The organism is Fibrivirga algicola, from assembly GCF_011742925.1.
GTDB classification, from domain to species: Bacteria; Bacteroidota; Bacteroidia; order Cytophagales; family Spirosomataceae; genus Fibrella; species Fibrella algicola.
Window position 1 is genome coordinate 1 of sequence record NZ_WAEL01000046.1, and the last position, 278, is coordinate 278.

The following is a 278-nucleotide window of genomic DNA, read 5'->3' on the forward strand; positions in this document are numbered from 1 at the left end:
TACTCTACTTGTGTGTGGCTCCAAATCCTTACGGACTTGAAAGCCTTCTTCTCAATAGGTCAAAGAACTAAACGAACCCGTTGGTTCGTAGTGGAGAATAACGGATTCGAACCGTTGACCCCCTGCTTGCAAAGCAGGTGCTCTAGCCAACTGAGCTAATCCCCCGCTGTGGGCCTGCGTGGACTCGAACCACGGACCTCTACATTATCAGTGTAGCGCTCTAACCACCTGAGCTACAAGCCCATTTGGGTATTGGCAGAAAGTTAGCATCAAATATG

General features: G+C 49.3%; 2 tRNA genes. Both read right to left on the reverse strand.

Going from position 1 to position 278, the window contains the following annotated elements:
• Positions 1–91: 91 nt before the first annotated feature.
• Positions 92–165 (reverse strand) — tRNA-Ala (locus F7231_RS27140).
• A gap of 4 nt (positions 166–169) precedes the next feature.
• Positions 170–243 (reverse strand) — tRNA-Ile (locus tag F7231_RS27145).
• Positions 244–278: the final 35 nt, after the last annotated feature.